The following is a 19,154-nucleotide window of genomic DNA, read 5'->3' as shown; positions in this document are numbered from 1 at the left end:
CATGAATAATATTACAATGAATGATTTGATGGGATTGTTGCCTTACACGCCAATTATTATCGTAGTCATTACGGTATTGGCAGTTATGATTGCCATTGCAATCAAGCGCTCACATATGGTCACTGCGGCAATCACGGTTGCCGGTTTGAATATCGGTTTGTTTACCTTAATTGGTCAAATGCTGGGTATTGTTAATAGTGGCAATATGATGCCAAACGCTGAGCAGTTATTTGTCATTGATAACTTCGCTCAGTTTAATATGGTGGTTATTTTCATCTGTGCATTGGCCTGCTGTACGCTATCGTATGCGTATCTGGCGAATTTAAAAGACAATAAAGACGAGCTATATTTGCTCATGTTGCTATCGACAATTGGTGCCTTACTCATGGTAAGCGCTCAGCACATGGCATCGTTCTTTATGAGTTTAGAGATGCTATCAGTGCCGCTCTATGGATTGCTAGCTTATACGTATATGCGTAATCGCTCGCTTGAGTCGGGTTTGAAGTATTTGGTATTGTCTGCGACTGCATCGGCGACGTTGCTCATGGGCATGGCCTTTATTTACGCAGAAGTTGGCTCGTTGGCTTTCAAGCCCATCAGTATGGTGCTGAGCAATCTATTTGAATCGCCACTATTGATTCTTGGTGCGGCAATGATGATGTTTGGTATTGCCTTTAAACTGTCTGCGGCACCATTTCATATGTGGACGCCCGATGTTTATGAAGGCGCACCAGCACCTATCGCAACCTTTTTAGCGTCAGTTTCAAAAGTGGCGATGATGGCGCTCGCGGTTCGCTTTTTGATTGATACGTCTTTGTTGGCACTGCCCTCGGTACAGATGTTGCTGATGGTGATGGCAACCTTGTCAATTTTGGTGGGTAACTTATTGGCCATACGCCAAACCAGCCTAAAACGTCTACTTGGTTACTCTTCGATTGCCCATATGGGTTATGTGCTGATCGTCATTGTTAGCATTGGTGCAGCAGCTGATAGTATCTCTAGTATGTATATGGCAATTTATGCGTTTACCTCTATTGGTGCCTTTGGGGTTGTGACCTTGATGTCGAGTCCATATCGCTTGTCTGGTGAAGCGGATGAGTTGACGCATTATCAAGGACTGTTTTGGCGTCGTCCTGTATTGACCGCTGTTATGACGATTATGATGTTGTCATTGGCAGGTATTCCGTTAACAGCAGGTTTTATCACTAAGCTATTTGCGATATTGTCTGCCGTACAAGGTACTCATTGGTTCTTAGCCGCAATGATTATTCTCGGTAGTGCCATCGGTTTGTTCTATTATTTGCGCGTTATGCTCACGTTGTTCAAACGTCCTAAGCAATTTATTGAATTTGATGTGTCTGGACAATGGGGTATTCGTATGGGCGGTATAATGGTGATTGCGGTAACTGCCATTATCGTCTTCTTCGGTGTCTTACCCAATAGTATGATTGAGTGGGCAAGTCTGGCACGTATCTGGTAGCTGTCAGATGTGGTAAGTTGTTATCATAGAGAAAAGGTAAGCCACTGTATACGGTGGCTTGTCTATTGTTACGGTTAGAAAACCAAGATGCGCCTGCTTTGTGATAAGCTTGGCGCATCTTTTCGTTTGTAGCGTCTAATAATTCAATAAGTATAAATACTAGGTGGGTGAACAATTATTATGAGTGACAATATTCAAAAGGTAACGGTGCTCAGCAAAACCACATGGACACCAAATCTATTTAGCTTTACGGTGAGCCGTCCTGACAGTTTTAAGTTTACCGCAGGTCAATTTGTGCGTTTGGGCGTCAATCCTAGCCAATTACAGTATTATAAGCAGCAAAGCGACGTATCTGATGATGGCGTTGATGAAGCAGCGAATACAGCATTGAATGAAGATATCTTTCGTGCCTATTCAATAGTGTCGTCCCCTTTTGACGAAGTGCTAGAATTCTTCTCTATCGTGATTCCAGATGGTGCATTTACCTCGCAGTTACAACACTTGCAAGTAGGCGATGAATTGCTACTCAATACAATGCCATTTGGTTTTCTAACCTTAGCCCGTTATCAAAAACCCTTGCCAAAAGATCTATGGCTACTAGCGACTGGTACTGGTTTGGCTCCTTTCTTATCCATGCTACAAGATTTAAAGACATGGGAAGATTACGAGCATATTATTCTTGCCTACAGCGCACGTTCAACGGAGGAACTTTCTTATGTGGAGAAGATTGAAAGCTTGCAAGAAGACTTTGGTTCGTTGGTAGATAACCCAGCGACGTTGACCTTTATTCCTATTATCACTCGTGAGTCTGTCGAAGGGGCATTGACAGAACGTCTGCCAAAGCTGTTGTTAGAGGGTACTTTGCAAGCGCGAGCAGGTATCGAGCTGGATATCGATAGTACGCATGTCATGCTATGTGGTAATCCAGATATGGTAGAAGATACCAAAGAGACATTAAAATCGTTAGGGTTGGTCATGAACCGACGCGGTGAGGGTAATATTGCAGTAGAAAACTACTGGTAAGTATCAGCTGTGAGCAGACACAGGGTTGATATTGACCATTTGTAAGCTATTTTGTAAAAAACTCGGTCTCTAAAGGTAAATAGGCTTTCAGAGACCGCGTTATGGTATAAAAAAAGCAAACATGCTTTAAACTTGGCTAGGTTCGGTGGCATCCTCTATCGGTCTGATTGGACCTTGCATCAGCTGCGGTTCATCATCATCGCTAATGATGTCTTCATTGCTACTGGCAGCCAGTAAATCCCGATAGTTGATTTGTGTTTTTAAAACCATCTGCTCTTCTTCAAGCTCGCCATAGTTCACTTGAACCTTATGCAGCGTGCTAATGATTTTTTTGTTGCTCTTGAGCCAACGATTGATATCAAGATAAATGACTTCATCTTTTGTACGAGCAATATTGATATAAGACAGAATAAATCCTAAAGGATCTTTTTTGAGGATACTATGATAAAACCAGATGAAAAGCTTAACCCCTTGACGTTTGAGAAACGACTCACAACGTAGGTTGAGTACATCGGTATAGGTCTGCTGCCCAAAAACAAAGCGCTGAACATTACGATCAAGCTGCACATGAACCAAGCTAAAATTACTGGCCACCTCAGCATAAATACCACTGGTATTGACTGTACAGAATAATCGAAACCAGTCGTCATGCATCTCAACACGCAATTCTAAAATGGCTTTTACATTATCAGTGACAAATTTTTGCAGGGCGTCGTTGACATATTTTTGGGCAACGGGCAGGGCAATTTCGTCTTCGAGCTTGTCAGTCGTTTTATTATATATCTGCTTAATAGACTGAGTAAGGCGCTCCCAGCCTCCGCTAAATGACTCGTCAAAACGGTCACCCATATTTTCGAAAAACTCATCGAAATTGTCTGAATCATTCACGTTGTCATTCATGTTATCAAAGCCACTCAAACTTATTATCCTTATAATAATAGGGGTCGTTATTTAATACTTATAAAACAGTATATAGTAAATGTGATAGCTTCAAAATAAACACCTACACTTTGTAGTAATTCATTTGATGACGCCTGCTGCTAAAGTAAAACAAACATTGCCATAACAAAAACATTATTGCTACCGATCTATTTTATTTGAAGCTACTGGGCCTATTAATCAGCCGATCAGAGCTGCTGGCATAGCAAAAGTGGGTGAAAATACGGCATCACAGTTATACTGGCAGTATAATTCTATGTCATGTTATGATATCACTGGCATTGTTTTAGGCTCTGTAGCAATAGTGCTTTTTATTTGTTTGACTTGATTTTTATCCGCTGAGACCTATTGTGGCCTATATCAAAGATTCACAAAGTTACCATTTTTCTGCTCAAGCGCCCAAGCGTGATTTGGGTTTGCCTATCGCGATTGTGATCGCTGTTGCGATACATATCGGGATTATCTTTGGTATCAGCTTTTCGATGGGTAAAGATCCTGCTGCAATGATGCAAGACGTCGCAAAAGCCCTTACGGACAACATGCAACCAAATGAAGACGCGCATTTCATTGCCAATGCGTCACAAGAAGGTGGTGGTACAATAGAAGAAACGCTAAGGCAAGAGACTGACCAAACCAGTCCTTTGTCCGCTGAACAAATGAGTGAGACGCAAGACGTCATCAATTTACAGCGGCAAGTTCGTCAGCAGCGTTATCAAGAAAGTTATCTACGCACCACTTTGAGCTGGCGTCAAGCAGCGGTTGAGTCTGATAATGATAGCAAACAAGCTCAAGACAATGCCATGGCACAAGAAGAGCGGCTACGCAAACAAATAGCTACATTAGAAGCACAGCTTTCCCAGCGTCAGCAAGTCTATGCGACCAAATCAAAAGTCGTGACGATGGATAGCAATTTGACCACGCGCGGTGTTGCAGCAGATTATATCAATACCTTTCGTGAGCATGTTGAGCGTGTTGGTAACTTGCACTATCCAGTACAAGCTCGTGCCCAAGGCATTACAGGTGATGTGCGCTTGATGGTCATCATTAATAACGATGGCAATATTAAAGCCATTCGTCTGCTAGAGAGCTCGAACTCGACAATACTAGACGAAGCGGCAAAACAATCAGTGCGTCAAGCGGCGCCTTTTGGTCAATTTACCAAAGATATGAAAAATATTGTAGAGTTGCGCCTGATACGGACGTATCGCTATAGTGACAAAGTCGATGTCACTTATTAACATTTGTGGTTAAATACTACACAGACAGACAGACAGACATAAAAAAATATTAACATGAATTTATCAAAACATTTATAGAATAAAGAGTCAGTATGGAATTTTTAGGTTTCACCATCGATATCGCCACGCTAACCGCCAGTGCAGTAGTGTTAACAACCAAGCTAGTGTTGGCCATTCTAATATTCGTCATCGGACTGTGGTTGGCCAAAAAAGCAGTAAGCATCGCTCATAAGGTCATGCTAAAAAGTCGCTTGGATGACACGGTTGCCAGCTTTTTAGGTCGTTTATTGTATGGCGTTTTACTCGTCGTGGTTACCTTAGCGGCTTTAAGTAAGGTAGGCGTACAGACGACATCTGTTGTTGCGATCTTGGGTGGTGCAGCGGTCGCCATTGGTTTGTCATTAAAAGATCAGTTATCAAACTTTGCAGCTGGCATCATGATTGTGACTTTTCGCCCATTTGTAAGTGGCGACTATGTCCAAATCAACGGCTTTACTGGTACAGTGGGCGAAATTACTTTGGTCAATACGCATTTAACGACGACCAATAACCACGATATCATCATTCCAAACGGTAATATTACTACTTCAGCGATCACCAATTATTCATCGTTGCCCAATCGCCGTGTTGATATCACAGTCGGTATTGGTTACGACGCAGATATTAAAGCGGCTAAAACCGTCATGCTTAACTTGGCACGAAATAATCCATTGGCCTTTACTGATCCTGAGCCGATCGTGCGTGTTACCAACTTGGGCGATAATTCGGTGGATTTGACTTTGAATGTTTGGACCACCAATGCTGACTGGTGGTCAATGCAGTGTGAGTTGTTAGAACAATTCAAAGTGGCACTAGACGATGAGAAGATTGAGATTCCATTCCCGCAGCGTAGTGTCCATGTCAAAGGTCTAGATCAAATGATTAACCAAATGGGTGAATCACAAAAACTACCGATGAAAAAAGACTAAAGCATGTCCTCAATTTAAAAATGGGACCGTAAAAGGTCCCCAATCTAGACATATGGACTAGATATATGGATTTGGCAAATCCAGATTTGCTAAAATATCGATCTCAAACCTTTCCATCTCATCTTGTTCGGCCTGTCCAAGCTCATGATCGAAGCCCAGTAGATGCAGTACCCCATGTATCAACAGATGGCTGATGTGCTGATCTACTGCTTTGTTCTGCTCTTCGGCTTCACGCACCATAACGTCATGACAGATAACGAGCTCACCGAGCGGTAATGTGGGCATTAGCTCAATGATAGCAATGGGCAAATCGCTTGGGTAAGATAGAATGTTGGTTGCATAATCTTTATCACGTGCTTCCAGATTTAATGCCTGTCCTTCAATCTCATCAGTAATATATATGTCTAGCGCTTTTGTTTTTGACTGCCAGCGCTCAGGCTCAATATCCTCAAAGTAAGGCAGCGTCAAACCTTGAGGCATACGCTCATTCACATAATCTAACGTTGCCATCATAATCGTGCGTAGTTTATCTCGCTGATAAAAGGTATCCAGTATCTCATCATCAATACTTTCAGTCGCATTGATATCGAGTGCTACTAAGTCTGCATCGTTATTAGTCATGTCATCATTTACGTGATCTTGGTCATCGTTAGACTGACTCATGTCATTATCCTTTTATCGGTTGATGAGACGATGTCTCTAAATATTATTATCTCAAACATTTCAGTGTTGCCTGACTGCATAATCAATCCAATATAAAGTAAATATAGTGCTGCCAACGTTATATTTTTTAGCAAAAAACCGGACTACTCTAGAAGTAATCCGGTTTTTTATTTTAGAGTGACAGCTTAAGCGTGCCAGTTTATAATTTAGCCGCTGCGTTAGCAATCACTTGTCTACGTTCTTGCTCTTTAATGCGCTCAAACTTGCGTTTTTCTTCTAGTATCAATTGCTCTTCATCAAACACATCGTAAGCTTCGACAATTTTTTGTACCAACTGATGGCGTACCACGTCTTTTGAGTCAAACTTAGTGATATGAATCTCTTCAATACCGCTTAGAATCTCCATCGCTTGTGCCAAGCCTGATTTGTGGCCACGTGGCAAATCGACCTGAGTGATGTCACCCGTAATCACGGCACGTGAGCCAAAGCCCAACCGCGTCAAAAACATTTTCATCTGTTCAGGGGTGGTGTTCTGCGCTTCGTCTAGAATGACAAACGAGTTGTTTAGTGTACGACCACGCATATAAGCAAGTGGCGCAACTTCAATGATTTGACGTTCAATCATTTTGCCCACTTTTTCAAAGCCAAGCATCTCATACAACGCATCGTACAATGGACGCAAATACGGATCGATTTTTTGGGTCAAATCACCTGGTAAGAAGCCCAGTTTTTCACCCGCTTCTACGGCTGGGCGTACCAATAAAATACGTTCAATCTCATTACGCTCAAGCATGTCGACTGCACAGGCAACCGCTAAATACGTCTTACCTGTACCAGCAGGGCCAATACCGAACGATACATCAGAGCTTAGTACATTTTGTACATAACGTTGCTGATTGCCGCCACGAGGGACGATGCGGCCTTTACGTGTGCGTAAACTAATGGGCGTAAACTCACTGGCTTCTAGCTCGTTTTCGTACTCTGCATTGTCATCGTCTTGCTCATCGGCTTCCATGTCTTCATCACGCGAGAGGCTGGATTGAATGATGAGGTGCAACTCTTCTGCGCTGATGTCTTGTGAGTTTTGGGCTTCGTCTACCATTTTATATATAATGCGCTCACCGCGCTCGACACCAGTCACATCGCCACTGAGGCAAAAATCGCCTTGACGTTGGCTGATTTTGATGTCGAGGCGTTCTTGGATATATTTCATGTGATTGTTGTATTCACCAAGTACAGTTTTTAGCTGGGCTGGTGTCAATGATTCAAACTTTATACGGCGGCTCATGGAATCAGTCAAGCGATTATCCTTATGTTGTGTACCCGATACTAGGATGTATTTTTAATAAAGTGACGGGTTTAAACGGAAAATAGTTATTAATTTTAGATCGTAGAGATAAAAATAACGGCAATGTTTTAAAAATTATTATTGGTTATTGGTTATTGGTTATTGGTTATTGGTTATTGGTTATTGGTTATGAAGAGAAATAAATGTCTTGTCTTTATTATGGTAGATAGTTTTTAAATTTCAAGCAGTACATCCGCCAGATAGCCCTGTTTTTGTATGACGATTGCAACTACCTTAAGTGGTTTTTGTTTTGTATGACTCAAGAGAGGATATCTCAAATATCCTAAACTTGACATGCGATTGATACACGTTTTATGTACGGTTAAGAGCATAAAGGAACAGGCAATTTATGGTAATCTACGAGTCATATCACCCATTTTATAATTGATCGTAAAGCTGGCGTACAATAATAAAATCATGAGAGAACTATAATAATGAGAGAGCAATAATATAGTTGGGTCGGAATAAAACAGATACGTGAATAGCCACGTGCTACTGGTATAAATGTTTCTTGCATGCTGCTAAACAGAGGCGGCGCAACATGCACATCAGTAGCACTGTGTCGTTTTTAAAATAAATCGACTATAGATGAGCGTATTTGGCACGCAGGCTCAATCAATGGCAATAGGCATAACAATTAGGAACAACCATGATGCAAAAAACGGATTCAAATTTATCACAGGCTACAACGAAAGAAGCAGTCACTGAGCAGCAGGTGCTTATCGCTGGAGGGGGGCATGTAGGCTTGTCCTTTGCATTGCTATTGGCGCATCATGGCATCGCTAGCACCTTATTAGAAAAAAACCGTTATCCAGTCATTAGTCCTACCGATGATAGAACCCGCAGTCATTATTTAGACAGTCGCAATACGGCACTATCACGCCGTACAGTACAGATTTATCAAGAAATTGGTCTGTGGGATGAGCTACAAAGCCATGCGTGTCGCATCGATACGGTGCAGATTAGTGAGCAAGGTAGCTTTGGGCGTGCACAACTGAATAAAGCGGAAGAAAAGGTCGAATCGTTTGGGCAAGTGATCGAAAATGCGTGGCTCGGACGTAAGCTGTTATTGGCGGCTCAACAAGCGCCGCTGATTACGCTGATTGATGGCGCCAACGTGATAGCGGTTGAACAACATGTCAACAGCGTCACACTCAGCTTTAACCATGATGGCGATGAACAAAATGAGCAGCAATTACAAGCCAGCGTTTTGGTCGCTTGTGATGGACGTGACTCTACGGTGCGTCAGCTGCTAGATATTGGTACGACGACTTATGATTATGGACAAAGCGCGATTGTCGGTGTGGTTGAGACAGACAAACCTCATTTCCATACTGCCATTGAACGCTTTAGTCCAGCAGGTCCATTAGCGGTGCTGCCATTGACGGATCCAGAGGGCGATAGCAATGAGAAGCATCAAGAAGGCTATAGACGCTCAGTCGTTTGGATATGTCCAAAAGGGGAAGAGACACAGTATCTAGAAGATGACGCGCATTTTTTGACGACGTTACAGCAAGGGTTTGGACAACGGGCAGGCACGTTTAAAGCTGCTGGTCGACGCGGCGCGTATCCATTGACCCGAGTGTTGGCAGACAGGCAGGTGCTAGGGCGCTGCGTCATCATGGGTAATGCCGCTCATACTCTACACCCCGTGGCAGGGCAAGGTTTTAACCTTTGTATGAGAGACGCTCATGTCTTGGCGCAAATGATGAATGCGCAAGTATTAAGAGGCGACGACATTGGAAATACGCAATTGCTCCAACGCTATGAGAAAGCCAGAAAAGCCGATCAAAAACGAGTCATCCGCTTCTGTGATGCCGTGGTGCATGGCTTTACACATACCAATCCAGCCGTGAAGCTAGCGCGAAACGTGGCTTTGGTTGCGTTTGACAAACTACCGAATATTAAACCGTTAGTGGCGACTTATGCGATGGGCTTAAAATCTTAAACTTGAAATCTTAAATTTAAAAGTCTATCGGCGTAGATTGTGTTAAAAAATGAAGCGATACATACTATGAGCAGACCACCGCTCCATAAAGGATACTCCATGAAAAACAACCATACATTGATTATAGGTAGCGGTATCGTTGGTGCCACGCTTGCGTTAAAGCTGGCGCAAGCAAAAATGCCAGTGACTTTGATTGATGCTCGTCCTGGGCGTGATGAATCAATGTGGCAAGCGGTACTGAATAAGCGCGATGCACGTGTGTATGCGCTGAGCTTAGCCAGTATTCGTCTGCTAGAAGACGTAGGAGTGTGGCAAAAAATTGCAGCCTCCAAACGCAAGGCGGACTATTCACAAATGCAAGTATGGCAATTGAATGGCATGGGTGAGTTGCTGTTTGGTGATAGCGATAACCAGAACGTCGCACCTGACATATTGGGTAGTATGGTTGAGCCTGCCGTTATTGAACATGCACTGTGGCAGCGCATCAATGACGAGACAGTTAGTGACTATCTTACCGTTATCGCAGGTCAAAAAGTAGTGAACATGGATTGGCATGGCGCTGACAAAGGTTATCATGTGACTTTAAACGACGGCACAATCATTGAGGCCGCGCTAGTGGTTGGCGCAGATGGTCGAAACTCCTTTGTGCGTCAGCAAGCGGGCATTGGGCTTGATACCTTGGATTATCATCAAACTGCGATTTGCTGTGCCATTCAGACAGAAAAGCCGCATCAAGCGACGGCGCGCCAAGCCATGCTGCCTACGGGGACTTTAGCCTTATTGCCTTTGGCTGATATTACAGATACGGACAAAGCCAATCCACACTACTGGCAGTCAGTCGTTTGGACATTGCCGCGCAATCAAGCACTGTCACTACTGGAAGAAGAGGATCGCTTTATCGCGGATAAGCTTGCGGCTGCGACGAACTATGAGCTTGGCGCTATCCAGCAAATTGAATCAATCGCCAGTTTCCCATTAATGGCACAACAAGCGAAGAGCTATGTCGCTGATAACTTGGTCTTAATTGGTGATGCAGCGCATGGCGTGCATCCGTTGGCAGGCCAAGGATTGAATCTGGGCATGCTCGATGTGCAAGTATTGAGTAAGCAGTTAACCCATGACTTTGCCCGCAGTGGCAGTAAGCTTTGGGGTAGCAATCAAACTTTACGTGCTTATGAGCGCTCGCGTCATCCGCACAATAGCCTGATGATGCATAGTTTTTCTGCGCTTAACTGGTTGTTTGCAGGATCGCTTGCTCAAGCTCGTCCTGTACAACAAATCCGTAATGAAGGCATGTACCGCGTCGGTAAAATCAAGCCATTGATGCGTTTGTTTGCAAAGCAGGCGAGTGGGGTGTAGCACTATAAGGAAAAAATGTGGCTAAAAAGTTATGTGAAACGATAGTGGTTTTGGTAAGCGCTTTAGCATTATTGGGGTGTCAAACATCATTAAAAAATATTGAGCCAAACCAAATTATCGAAGGAACACCTATTACCTTATTGCCAGAAACTCCTGATTCAGACGGTGATGGGGTGCCTGATAACATCGATCACTGTCCAAATACACCTAAAAATGTCTCAGTAGATGAGCTTGGCTGCCCGATGCCTGTCGACTTAATGGATCTCATTACAATGGATATGAGAATATTCTTTGAGCGTAATAGCAATGAGCTACAATCGAATTATTTTCCAGAACTGGAAAAAGTAACTGATAAAATGCTAACCAGTTCTGATCTGGATCTGGTGGTCGTACTATCTGGTCATACCTCTGAGCCTGAAGCACGGCAATTAACAACGACAACTGGTGAAAATCTCAAACAGAGAGCAGGCGGCCAATTTCAATTGGGACGTAAGCGGGCACAGTTAGTAAAAAGCTACTTAATCAATAAAGGTGTGCCTACTAGTAAAGTTTATAGTTTTGATTGCGCCGATAATATGCAAGTTACGCCCAATGATACCGAGGAAGGTACACTAATGAATCAGCGTGTCTATGGGAAGGCACTACCAGCCTATGACTTTTTCAATGGTCAAGATCATGGGCAGATGGACTCGTTTGACAGATACAAAGCCTTTTGTCAGCAGTTTTAGGAAGAAAAGTCATGTCAAATAGGTTATGGGCAACGATAACCACTATAGCAGTACTCACCTCGACGCTCGCAGCGTGCCAAACGCCATTAAAAAGCACTGCGCTAAATCAAAGTATCGAAGAATCACCTATTACCTTAGTACCAAATATCCCAGATTCAGACGGTGATGGCGTACCTGACGATATAGATGAATGTCCAGCTACTCCTCTGAATGTGGTAGTAGATAAAAAGGGTTGTCCTTTTACGGGTATGGGAATAGGTCTAAAAATGGAATATCGGGCCTTTTTTGCAAAAGGTAGTAGTGAATTAGCACTTGAGTATCAGTTTGAGCTAGATAGAGTGGCAATGCAGATGAAAAAATACGATACCGCTACCATGAAAATTGATGCTCACATCTCAGAAGATGAGCTCGACCAAGTTTCTAATTCTCTGAGCAGAGATAGAGGGCTTATGGTTAAGAACTATCTTATTTTAAAACATGATATCGAACCTGGTCGTTTGAATACTTTTGACTGTGGAGCTAAAGCGCTTATTACATCATCTGATACCGAAGATGAAACATCCATGAATCGTCGAGTCTACGCACTAGCGATAGAGCCTGAAGACGGAGTGGTTTACCATAATCAAAATGACTCAAAATCCGATATATGTGTTAAGTTTTAAATAGCGCTATTATTGGTCGATAGTTATCTTTTTAGTATAGATGAAGCGTGGCATGTGACAATGTTTAGAGAGTAAAAAATGATAACTAAACCCTATAATTCTTTGCTATTTACAGCATCCTTGACGTTAGCTGGTTGCCAGACTGTAACAACTGCGCCATCTCAAGATATACCACAACATGAAAATATAATGACGATGCAGGCAAACATTCCTGATTCAGATGAGGACGGCGTACCTGATGATATAGATGAGTGTCCTAAAACACCGCCTACTAGAGTATTAGATGCTAAAGGTTGTCTAGTAGTCGTTGAGGTGGGTGGACTCGAAATGTCATTTGCTGGTTTTTTCCCGCCCATGAGCAGCCAGTTACCTGATGTTTATGATAAAGAATTTGCAATAATTGAAGAAAATCTGAATGCTTATCCAAAAGCCAAGGTTTTTATTTTTGGTCATACTGCGTCAAGTGAGCGCGATGAGGAGGCTATTATGAATTTCGGTATCGATATGCTAGCGCGCAATCGAGCACTTATCGTCAAAAATAAACTGATATTAGACCACAGTATTGCGCCTGACCGTATCCACACTTATGACTGCTCAATTAGATACTTAGCGACAGAACAAGATTCCGTAGACCGTACTTTCGCAGCATTAAATGTTGATGATATTGAGGCTAAACAAAGCCGTTTTACTTTAATGGCAAGCTCTGAAGTTCATGACTTAAATAACTTCAAATATATATCTTACGAGCAGCTATATGGAAAATATGCCCAGAAGTGCACACCATTTACATAACCGTATTGTTAGTGGCTTGACCAAATTACCCAAGTGCCGAAAAAAACACCATCAGCACTGGCGAGACGATATTAATAATAAAGCCAAAACTGATCGCCAGTGGCACGACTTTTAGACCACCTGATTGTTGAATGATTGGTAAAGTAAAATCCAAGCTGGTCGCGCCCCCAAGCCCAACAGCAGCGGAAGGGTATTTGCGCATAAAAACAGGAATGAATAATAAAGCAAAAAACTCGCGTACCAAATCATTAAATAGCGCGACACTGCCCCAAACCGCGCCATAAGCATCTGTCATCACAATCGCTGAGAGCGAATACCAGCCAAATCCTGACGCCAACGCTAAACCTTTTGCCCATGACACATCAGTAAATAATAAAGCAAAAATCAGTCCGCCAACCAACACCGATAGCGTAAAGATGATACTCATCTCCACGCCGCGTCTATTCAATAGCACCTCTTTTAAGGTGATGCCTGACCCTTTTAAGCCAATACCGACCAATAAAATCAGTATCATCAATAGTGCAGTCATAGTGTTTTCAGGTGGCATGTAGTCAGCTGGTAATAAATACCCAATTATCATGCCAATTGCCACACAAAATACTTGTGCTAAGCTGCCACGAATACTGACGCGATGCGCTTTTGACTTTACGCTGGGTTTTTTAGCATGCCATGGACGCATGTGGTCAAACAACATAAGAGCGAATAAACCTGTGCCAACCGTGAGTATCGATAAGACCGTCACGTATAAAGCGATCTCGCCAATCTGACTGCCTAAGCCTTCCACTTGTGACAGCTCAATACCAATGAGTCCCAAGATGACAAACACCAAATAAGACAGGCCTTTGTCTGCAAACTTGGTCATGGTTGGGTTAGAAGGAATGGCAAAACCAATGAACATTGGCATCAATACCAAAACAAGAGTGATTAGGCTATGCATGGTGGTAGGCTCGCAGCATTTTTAATAAGGCATTTTGGACAAGCCGACGATTGTAGCACACTGGGTCATAATGGTGGCACGTGCGTCAAAGGGTGATGCATACGCCCCAGTTGATTGATGAAAAAAGAATATAATAATGACAAGCATTTACCTGATAAACATTTGTTGTTACATTAGAGTATTCAGATAGCTGATCTTTATTATGTCACTTTACCAACTCAAGTCTCAATTTCAAGATCAGCTGCGCCCTGTTAGCGATATGTTGGTTAAGCATCATTGTACTGCAAATCAAGTGACTATCAGCGCGGTCGTGTTAAGCATGGGTACGGCTTATGTGATTGCGACGCGGGCAGGAGAGAGCCCACGTTTATGGTTATCATTGCCTTTGTCTTTGTTCATGCGTATGGCGCTAAATGCAATCGACGGCATGATGGCACGTGAGCATGGACAGGCATCGACAATGGGTGCCGTACTCAATGAAGCAGGCGATCTGGTAGCAGATACGGCATTTTTTATCAGCATTTTGCCGCATTTGAATCAGACGACAATATCGGGCGCTCATAATCATGGCTCTTATCAGCAGCATATTGCCAGTTTGTCCTTATTAAGCATCGGTACAGAGCTGTTGGCAATTGGTAGTAATATAGGTTTCCAAGAGCGAGGCAATCAAGGGCCACTAGGAAAAAGCGATCGTGCGTTATTGCTTGGGGTGCTTGGTACGGTTATGGGGATGAAGTTACCGCTCACGCGTTTAAGTGCTTGTCTATCACCATTGTTCATCATCTCAGAAGCATTACTCATAAAAACGTGTCTAAACCGCTTACGGTTTATCGCTGAGCTTTATCTGCGAAGTAATCCACCCCAACTTCGGTTAAACCGCGCAGTTTTTTCGAGTCATGCCGATGACAATACATTCGAGCAATTGCTTACTAAGAAAATACAGTTACCTTTAAAGCATACTTCATCAAAATTAGATAATCTCTCAGAGATAACTCACGCATCGACTCCCCATCATTTGGATATTCAAACCATGGCTAAGCCTTCATCACCTCATTATTTTCATCAATCGGCATGTGATCAGACACTGCCCATCAGTGGCGAAAGCTGTTTTAATGCTTACGATGGCACAGCGATCTATTACCGTTATTGGTTGACCATGCCGATAGCTGACATAAAATTACAAGCAGCCAATCAGTTATTACGCCAAGTAATTTTGTTACACCGTGGGCATGAACATTCGGGACGACTGGCAGAGCTTGGTGTACAGTTTGCAAGGGCAGGTTATCAGGTATTTGCATGGGATGCGCGTGGTAATGGACGCTCAGGTGGCATCAAAGATCATGCTGATAGCGTCACAGAGCTTGAACGAGATTTGAATGATTTTGTGCAGTTGGTCAGAGCTCAGACGGGCATTGCTATCGAAGACACATTGATTGTGGCCAGCAGCATAGGGGCTGTGTTAGCAGCAGCATGGGTACATGATTATGCGCCTAATATTCGCGGGATGATATTGGGTACACCTGCGCTCAATATTCGCTTGTATATGCCGTTTGCCATTCCAACGCTAAAAGTGGCACGAACCCTTGGGATGATGTCTCGTGTGAGCAGTTATGTGAAGGCGCAAGTGCTCACTCACGATAAGGCCGCGCAGGAAGCATACAATGCCGATCCGCTAATATCGAGTAGTATCTCAACGGATTTGTTGATTGACACTCACGCCACAGGGCAGCGTTTGCTCGACGATGCTGCTGCTATTACTGCACCTGTTTTTGTGTTGTGTGCCGGCAAAGACTACGTGGTAGATAAACAAGCTGAGCGTGATTTTTATGAAGCCATTAATACACCTATCAAGCGCTGGCAGCTATATCCAGACAGCTATCATGCTATTTTTCATGAGACCAATAAAGCGGATATATTTGCAGATTGTCTTGATTTTGCTGAGCAAGTATTTGCAACGTCAGTACAAATGCCAGATCTAAATGATGCGCATCTTGCCAGCGCCAGCAAGGACAAAGTCGATCGTTTAGCGATTAAGCCATTTAATCCAAGCTTTGCTATCACGCGCTTTGCCATGCAAAAATTTGGTCATGTCAGTCAAGCCATCTCGGCAGGGCTTGAGCACGGTTTTGACTCTGGCAGCTCATTGGATCAAGTGTACAATAATACCCCAAGTGGACGTGGTACAGTTGGGCGTGCCATAGATAAGTTCTATTTAAATAATATTGGTTGGCAAGGAATCCGAGTACGACGCAAGCACTTATTAGAATTAGCAGGTGAGGCGATCGCGCATGTACAAATGCAGAAAGAGGCTAAAGACGGTCAGCATGCCCTTATCTCTGAACAGCCAAAGCATGTCCCAAGATCATATACTCCAAAACTATTAGATATTGCGAGTGGTCACGGCGCTTACGTATTTGATTTGCTGGAAAGATTTGACAACTTACATGCTGAGTTGCGTGATTATGAGACCCACAATATACAGGCCCTACAATACAAAGCAGAGCGTTTGGATATGGGCAATCGCGTGGTAACTTATCAAAAAGATGCATTTGATAGCAGTAGTTATCATAACATTAATGCTGATACATCTGCATTTGATATTGCTATTGCTTCAGGGGTGTTTGAGCTGTTTTCTGATAACACATTACTTGCGACAGCGTTGGCAGGGATGTACGCCAGTCTTCAGGCGGGTGGGTATCTTATTTATACCAATCAACCTTGGCATCCTGAGCAAGAATTTATCAGCAAAACCTTGAATAATCATCGCGGCAGTAGTTGGGTGATGCGTTGCCGCTCACAGGCAGAAATGGATCAACTGGTTGAGCGTGCAGGTTTTGAAAAAGTATCTATGCGTATCGATAAGTTTGGTATTTTTACGGTATCATTGGCAAAAAAACCACTCACTGCCGATATAAGTGCCGCTAACAAAGATAGCGAAGTATCTCTACAAGACAGTAAAGCTGAGCCTACCAAGCCTAATGAGAGCCAGTAATGAAAACCACGCACCCTTATGAGCGTGTTCAGCTTTTTTCTGGTGGCGGTTCGCGCTTTGGGTATTATTTGGGCAGTTATGCCGCGCTGGTTGAGCATGATCTCAAGCCGGGTTTAATCATTGGGACTTGCGGTGGTAGTTTGTCCGCTCTTCTGGTACAGCTTGCGCCTGATCCTGTTGTCCTCAAACAGCTTATTGAGAGTCATGCGCTATATAAGGTAATTGGCAATATCACCCATGTCGCTCCTGATGAGGTTAGCATGCGGCATAAATGGCGTTATGCCAGTCAGGCATTCAACCGTTGGCGTACTTCTCATCTAAGTATGCGCCAGTCTGCTAATATGCATGCTGATCTTTTGGATGAACTACAACATTTGGCTATGTTTCGTATCACAAATGACGATCAATGGCTTGATGAGTTGATACACTTGGCAAATACTAATAAACAGACGGTAATTGATCCAATGACACCTGATATTGCGATTATTGCCAGTCGACTTTATCAAGGGCAAGCAGCACAAACAGCGCGTGGCCAGCCGCAGCTACAAGAAGTTTTATTTGCTCCGTTACCTTTGGCTCATCGGTATCGGACCCAGTTAATACCGAATTCTACTACCGAACCAACAGCATGTACTACGTTCGATAAGCTTATTTCTCCTGTCAATACACTAGCACGTACACGCATTCATCAGAACGTGGCCGTACTACAAGAATGGGAAATAGCCACTGCAGTTCGTGCTTCGATGTCAGACATGTATTATTTACCGCCCATCCATATTCGAGAGTTGGGTTGGTGCTTGGGCGGTGTGATTAATTTAACCCCCATTGAGCTGGCAGCTGCTACTGGTCACACAGTCTTTGCCGAAACTAAGGCAGGATATGATCGTTGGCTTGCCGCGCCTGCTATTCGCCATGTTTTTGGGTTTGACCCAAATGTGCGCTTGGCACAGGTGCATCAGTATCAGCATAGAGATGGGGCAAGCGGTTTTACCAGTCAAATACATTGGCTGCCTTTTTCTGACAATGCAGCGCAGTTAGTAGGGCAGCAAGTAAGAAAACGCTTGAATATGAAGACGGCAATGATTGAGCTGGTACACAGCTCTCACGATACGTTTGTCCGTCAAATGCAGGCGCAGTGGGACTACGGGTATAAGCGTACAGTGAGCTATATTCAACAGCATCTTTAATACAGCTACTTTATTACAATGACTTATCGGCAGGCACTATGACAGATGTTATTAATCCTTCCTATACTAATACCAGTAGCACACCGCATCTGATTGTGGTGGGTGGTACAAGCGGAATTGGCTTGGCACTAGCACGCCGCCACCAGCTGCAGGGCTGGCGAGTGAGTGTGGTTGGTCATAATCAAGAGAAGATAAAAACGTTAAATCAGAGTCATCCTGATATGATTACTTATTCTTGTGATTTAGCCCATGACATTGAACGTCGAAGATTATTGCAACAACTATCAGAGGTTGATTTTCAGCGTTTGATCTATAGCGCAGGCAGTTATTTCAATGAGAGAATACACACACTTGACCGCGTGCAGAGTGACCAAATGCTGGCGATTAACTTGCAAGCGTTTGAGCATGTATTTTATTGGGCAAGTACGCAATTAAAGCGGCAAATAGAGGAGCAACCAGTCACTTGTCCTGCTACTCATACTGTATCTGATCCTAAACTCGGTCTCATTTGTATTGCGTCGATAGCAGGAGTGTTGGATTATCCTTATGCCAGTCTATATGCCAAAAGTAAGAGCGCCATGATTGCCACTGCCAGTGCTTATCGCTGTGCTATGCAGCCTTTTAATATACAAGTTACTTGTATTGCATCAGGCTATATTGACACGCAAGCTTTGCGCGATTTAAATAAAGGGGATGCCAGTCATAAGCCTTTTATCATGTCCACTGAGCATGCAGTCGATAACATAATGCAAGCAATTAGCGAAGATACTGAGCTAGCTATATTTCCATGGCCTATGCGTTACATCACTAGAATATTGAATCGACTGCCAAAGCCTGTATTACATCGACTACTACGTAGTAAATTAGACAAGTAATGGGAGATCTTCAAT

At 43.3% G+C, this 19,154-nt stretch carries 16 protein-coding genes; 12 read left to right on the top strand and 4 right to left on the bottom strand.

What is annotated here, in order from left to right; all coding sequences use genetic code 11:
* The first annotated feature begins 1 nt into the window (after position 1).
* Together nuoN and FW759_RS09715 are read left to right on the top strand one after the other, a co-directional pair.
* Positions 2–1,480 carry an NADH-quinone oxidoreductase subunit NuoN gene (nuoN, locus tag FW759_RS09720; RefSeq protein ID WP_446442860.1) on the top strand — a complete coding sequence of 493 codons (1,479 nt, stop codon included), beginning with the start codon at positions 2–4 and terminating at the stop codon, positions 1,478–1,480.
* A 180-nt stretch (positions 1,481–1,660) separates the two neighbouring features.
* A complete protein-coding gene (locus FW759_RS09715) occupies positions 1,661–2,503 on the top strand; it encodes a ferredoxin--NADP reductase (protein ID WP_446442859.1) in 843 nt (280 codons plus the stop codon).
* Positions 2,504–2,629: 126 nt separating this feature from the next.
* Here FW759_RS09715 and FW759_RS09710 read toward each other — a convergent pair whose 3' ends face one another.
* Positions 2,630–3,403 (bottom strand): hypothetical protein, encoded by a 774-nt coding sequence (locus FW759_RS09710; RefSeq protein WP_062845844.1) that lies wholly within the window; start codon positions 3,401–3,403, stop codon positions 2,630–2,632.
* A 389-nt stretch (positions 3,404–3,792) separates the two neighbouring features.
* Here FW759_RS09710 and FW759_RS09705 point away from each other — a divergent pair, with 389 nt between their 5' ends.
* Positions 3,793–4,680 (top strand): energy transducer TonB, encoded by an 888-nt coding sequence (locus FW759_RS09705; protein WP_446442858.1) that lies wholly within the window; start codon positions 3,793–3,795, stop codon positions 4,678–4,680.
* 92 nt (positions 4,681–4,772) lie between these two features.
* The gene (locus FW759_RS09700; protein ID WP_095568937.1) at positions 4,773–5,648 is read left to right on the top strand and encodes a mechanosensitive ion channel family protein; all 876 of its coding nucleotides are present in this window, start codon (positions 4,773–4,775) and stop codon (positions 5,646–5,648) included.
* 57 nt (positions 5,649–5,705) lie between these two features.
* On the opposite strand, the gene ybeY is transcribed toward FW759_RS09700, so the two are convergent.
* A complete protein-coding gene (gene ybeY, locus FW759_RS09695) occupies positions 5,706–6,311 on the bottom strand; it encodes an rRNA maturation RNase YbeY (RefSeq protein ID WP_446442857.1) in 606 nt (201 codons plus the stop codon).
* 199 nt (positions 6,312–6,510) lie between these two features.
* Positions 6,511–7,599 (bottom strand): PhoH family protein, encoded by a 1,089-nt coding sequence (locus FW759_RS09690; RefSeq protein ID WP_446442888.1) that lies wholly within the window; start codon positions 7,597–7,599, stop codon positions 6,511–6,513.
* Between the two features lie 709 nt (positions 7,600–8,308).
* Here FW759_RS09690 and FW759_RS09685 point away from each other — a divergent pair.
* From FW759_RS09685 to FW759_RS09665, 5 genes are all read left to right on the top strand, one after another.
* Positions 8,309–9,607, top strand: a complete 1,299-nt coding sequence (locus tag FW759_RS09685) for an FAD-dependent monooxygenase (RefSeq protein ID WP_446442856.1) — start codon at positions 8,309–8,311, stop codon at positions 9,605–9,607.
* A 99-nt stretch (positions 9,608–9,706) separates the two neighbouring features.
* Positions 9,707–10,966 carry an FAD-dependent monooxygenase gene (locus FW759_RS09680; protein WP_446442855.1) on the top strand — a complete coding sequence of 420 codons (1,260 nt, stop codon included), beginning with the start codon at positions 9,707–9,709 and terminating at the stop codon, positions 10,964–10,966.
* 17 nt (positions 10,967–10,983) lie between these two features.
* Positions 10,984–11,694 (top strand): OmpA family protein, encoded by a 711-nt coding sequence (locus FW759_RS09675; RefSeq protein ID WP_446442854.1) that lies wholly within the window; start codon positions 10,984–10,986, stop codon positions 11,692–11,694.
* 11 nt (positions 11,695–11,705) lie between these two features.
* The gene (locus FW759_RS09670; RefSeq protein WP_446442853.1) at positions 11,706–12,356 is read left to right on the top strand and encodes an OmpA family protein; all 651 of its coding nucleotides are present in this window, start codon (positions 11,706–11,708) and stop codon (positions 12,354–12,356) included.
* A gap of 78 nt (positions 12,357–12,434) precedes the next feature.
* Entirely contained in the window at positions 12,435–13,148 is a 714-nt protein-coding gene (locus FW759_RS09665) for a hypothetical protein (RefSeq protein ID WP_446442852.1), read from the top strand.
* A 25-nt stretch (positions 13,149–13,173) separates the two neighbouring features.
* Here the strand turns inward: FW759_RS09665 and FW759_RS09660 are convergent, their stop codons facing one another.
* On the bottom strand, positions 13,174–14,085 hold the full coding sequence (locus FW759_RS09660) for a LysO family transporter (protein WP_131397228.1): 912 nt from the start codon (positions 14,083–14,085) through the stop codon (positions 13,174–13,176).
* Positions 14,086–14,287: 202 nt separating this feature from the next.
* Between FW759_RS09660 and FW759_RS09655 the strand changes: the two genes are divergently transcribed.
* Genes FW759_RS09655 through FW759_RS09645 form a run of 3 tightly spaced genes read left to right on the top strand, consistent with a single transcriptional unit; the run spans position 14,288 to position 19,139 of the window.
* The gene (locus FW759_RS09655) at positions 14,288–17,077 is read left to right on the top strand and encodes an alpha/beta fold hydrolase (RefSeq protein ID WP_446442851.1); all 2,790 of its coding nucleotides are present in this window, start codon (positions 14,288–14,290) and stop codon (positions 17,075–17,077) included.
* A complete protein-coding gene (locus FW759_RS09650) occupies positions 17,077–18,264 on the top strand; it encodes a patatin-like phospholipase family protein (RefSeq protein WP_446442850.1) in 1,188 nt (395 codons plus the stop codon). Before FW759_RS09655 ends, FW759_RS09650 begins: the two co-directional genes overlap by 1 nt.
* Positions 18,265–18,302: 38 nt before the next feature.
* Entirely contained in the window at positions 18,303–19,139 is an 837-nt protein-coding gene (locus tag FW759_RS09645) for an SDR family NAD(P)-dependent oxidoreductase (protein ID WP_446442849.1), read from the top strand.
* The last annotated feature ends 15 nt before the right edge of the window (positions 19,140–19,154 follow it).

Source organism: Psychrobacter sp. 1176_08, assembly GCF_052850615.1.
This window is presented reverse-complemented; position numbering and strand designations above follow the sequence as displayed.

Bases quoted from the DNA above. Each gene is read 5' to 3' on its own strand.
- nuoN (WP_446442860.1), top strand. From the start codon at position 2: ATGAATAATATTACAATGAATGATTTGATGGGATTGTTGCCTTACACG.
- FW759_RS09715 (WP_446442859.1), top strand. From the start codon at position 1,661: ATGAGTGACAATATTCAAAAGGTAACGGTGCTCAGCAAAACCACATGG.
- FW759_RS09710 (WP_062845844.1), bottom strand. From the start codon at position 3,403: ATGAATGACAACGTGAATGATTCAGACAATTTCGATGAGTTTTTCGAA.
- FW759_RS09700 (WP_095568937.1), top strand. From the start codon at position 4,773: ATGGAATTTTTAGGTTTCACCATCGATATCGCCACGCTAACCGCCAGT.
- ybeY (WP_446442857.1), bottom strand. From the start codon at position 6,311: ATGAGTCAGTCTAACGATGACCAAGATCACGTAAATGATGACATGACT.
- FW759_RS09690 (WP_446442888.1), bottom strand. From the start codon at position 7,599: ATGAGCCGCCGTATAAAGTTTGAATCATTGACACCAGCCCAGCTAAAA.
- FW759_RS09685 (WP_446442856.1), top strand. From the start codon at position 8,309: ATGATGCAAAAAACGGATTCAAATTTATCACAGGCTACAACGAAAGAA.
- FW759_RS09680 (WP_446442855.1), top strand. From the start codon at position 9,707: ATGAAAAACAACCATACATTGATTATAGGTAGCGGTATCGTTGGTGCC.
- FW759_RS09670 (WP_446442853.1), top strand. From the start codon at position 11,706: ATGTCAAATAGGTTATGGGCAACGATAACCACTATAGCAGTACTCACC.
- FW759_RS09665 (WP_446442852.1), top strand. From the start codon at position 12,435: ATGATAACTAAACCCTATAATTCTTTGCTATTTACAGCATCCTTGACG.
- FW759_RS09660 (WP_131397228.1), bottom strand. From the start codon at position 14,085: ATGCATAGCCTAATCACTCTTGTTTTGGTATTGATGCCAATGTTCATT.
- FW759_RS09655 (WP_446442851.1), top strand. From the start codon at position 14,288: ATGTCACTTTACCAACTCAAGTCTCAATTTCAAGATCAGCTGCGCCCT.
- FW759_RS09650 (WP_446442850.1), top strand. From the start codon at position 17,077: ATGAAAACCACGCACCCTTATGAGCGTGTTCAGCTTTTTTCTGGTGGC.
- FW759_RS09645 (WP_446442849.1), top strand. From the start codon at position 18,303: ATGACAGATGTTATTAATCCTTCCTATACTAATACCAGTAGCACACCG.